General features: G+C 58.3%; 2 protein-coding genes. Both read right to left on the reverse strand.

The genetic code is table 11. From position 1 onward, the window contains the following. Nucleotides 1-260: 260 nt before the first annotated feature. Nucleotides 261-536, reverse strand: coding sequence for a hypothetical protein (locus ELR45_RS31830; protein ID WP_165368280.1), 276 nt, complete (start codon nucleotides 534-536; stop codon nucleotides 261-263). A gap of 26 nt (nucleotides 537-562) precedes the next feature. Further along, nucleotides 563-1,204 carry an HAD family hydrolase gene (locus ELR45_RS31835; RefSeq protein ID WP_129669875.1) on the reverse strand — a complete coding sequence of 214 codons (642 nt, stop codon included), beginning with the start codon at nucleotides 1,202-1,204 and terminating at the stop codon, nucleotides 563-565. Nucleotides 1,205-1,641: the final 437 nt, after the last annotated feature.

Consider the following 1,641-nt stretch of genomic DNA (forward strand, 5'->3'; position numbering starts at 1 on the left):
AGTACGAACTCAGCAGCAGCCGACACCGTGTCCAACATACAGGCAGTCTATTCACTTAACGTATGAAATAACGGCTCGACACACTAGTTTGGAGAATTCTTGGAGACGATCTTGGTTTGGTGTCTCCAAAGTTGGGTCAGTTGCCTGAACGCCGCAGGGTGATCGGTTCGTGCTGAGCCGACGTGGCGCATACGTTCGAAGCATGTCTGCCCGGATCGCATACACGGTTGGCACGTACTTGACGACGAGACTCCAGATGATCATTCCGAGATCGGGATGAAAGATGCGATGTTCCTGTCATCGATGGTCTTCAGGCGCGCAGGCGGCCCGAAGTGGTGGCCGCGGTATGACCCGCGCGGCATGATGTTCTCGCGGTAGGTCCGGGGATCATCGAGTATGTCATCGTCCTCGCGACAGATGTAGACGTTCACCGTTGGCTTGTAGAGATCCGGCACGTGACAGGAGTTGACGATCTTCGTGTCCCACGGCGAGAGGGAATGAATCTTCAGGAGAATCACTTCCAGGTCACACCACACGATGTGACTGAACTCGCTGGTCTCCGTTAGGTCTCGCCGACGACGATGTCCCTGAGCTCGATTAGGGCCTCGATTCGATAGCTGGCCTCGGAGAAGTCGGGTGAATGGGTGAAGTCGTTGTGGACGATGGCACAGTCGATGCCGGCCGCCACGGCTGACTTCAGCCCTCGGGGAGAGTCCTCCACGATTAGTGTCGCTTCCTTTGTGGCTCCGAAGCGCTTCAAGCCGGTCAGGTAAGGCTCGGGGTGCGGCTTGGCCAGCTCGTAGTCTTCGCGAACGAGAACAAAGTCCATGAACTGTCTGATGTGTCGCTTCTCGTGGATGAGCTCAAAGTCCGCACGTTTGGCAGTCGTCACAATGGCCATGCGGGCGTGCTGTGACAGCTCGGCGAGTGCCTCGATGACGCCTTCGATCTCGATGCTCTCTGTTCTCAGGTATTCCTGGTAGTAGTCATCGCGCGCCTTGCGCTGTCTGCCGATGGTCTGCTCGTCGATACCTGCCGCCCTAGCTTGGGCCCAGGTGCCCAATCCCTGGTTCATGTCCCGGAGGTACCGATCCTTGTCCAGCGTCAGCCCCACATCGGCCAGGGCACGTTCCCCAGCCTTGTAGTACCAGAACTCGGTATCCACGAGGACGCCATCATGGTCGAAGAGTATGTACTTCTTCACGCTCGATCCTCTCCTAGGTCCGCCGCACCCTCGTACGGCATCACGAATAACGGGGCGCATCACCGATACGTGAGCGGCCCGCTGATGCTTGCGTTGTCGGCGATGGGGGCCTCCAAACTTATGCCACGGCAGATGTGCGCGAAGATGGCCGGACTCAGACGCCATCCAATGGTGATGATCGCGTGCTCCCGGTGCTGTTCGGCCTATCGTTGCCGTGGTGGCAGATACTGGAGTGAGACGTGCGGATTTTACGAGGAAGGGTCGACCTGTCCGATTTGAAGTAGTTGGGTCAGAGGCGGTGTGCGGAGGTGGGCCCGGAAGGGCGCCGCACTATGTTCAGGTATGACGCGTTAGTTGAGTCCCTCATAGTGGTGTAGCGCGGTCGCTGCTCGTCGTGTTGACGTGACGAAGTGCGGCCACCGCGTGATCCTTTCGAG

Origin of the sequence: Phytoactinopolyspora endophytica, assembly GCF_004138495.1 — a bacterium.
Lineage (GTDB): Bacteria > Actinomycetota > Actinomycetes > Jiangellales > Jiangellaceae > Phytoactinopolyspora > Phytoactinopolyspora endophytica.